Raw genomic sequence first — 274 nt, 5'->3', positions numbered from 1 at the left:
CCCCTGTGTTGCCGATAATGCCAATTGGCTGTCCTGCTTCTAGATGGTCACCCTTTTTAACAAAACGCTCATGTAGATGTGCATAGACGGTTTCATATCCATTTGGATGCTGGATAAACACAACCTCGCCATATGTAGCAGATACATACGAACGCGAGACCACACCTCCACTTGCAGCAAAGATGGATTCTCCTTCTGGCGCAGCTATATCTAATCCCATGTGCGAGCCGCCTCTTGTCCCAAACAAATCCGTGACTTCTCCTTTTATCGGCTC

1 protein-coding gene is annotated in these 274 nt (G+C 47.8%); it reads right to left on the bottom strand.

All coding sequences use genetic code 11. The features are described from left to right. Window positions 1-274 (bottom strand): M23 family metallopeptidase (locus SB658_RS23865; protein WP_410602805.1); only part of this gene is annotated, 274 nt, incomplete at both ends.

The organism is Bacillus sp. SIMBA_008 (genome assembly GCF_046535495.1).
Taxonomy (GTDB): domain Bacteria; phylum Bacillota; class Bacilli; order Bacillales; family Bacillaceae; genus Bacillus; species Bacillus subtilis.
The sequence above is the reverse complement of the archived record's forward strand: the minus strand, read 5'-3'. Positions and strand labels throughout refer to the sequence as shown.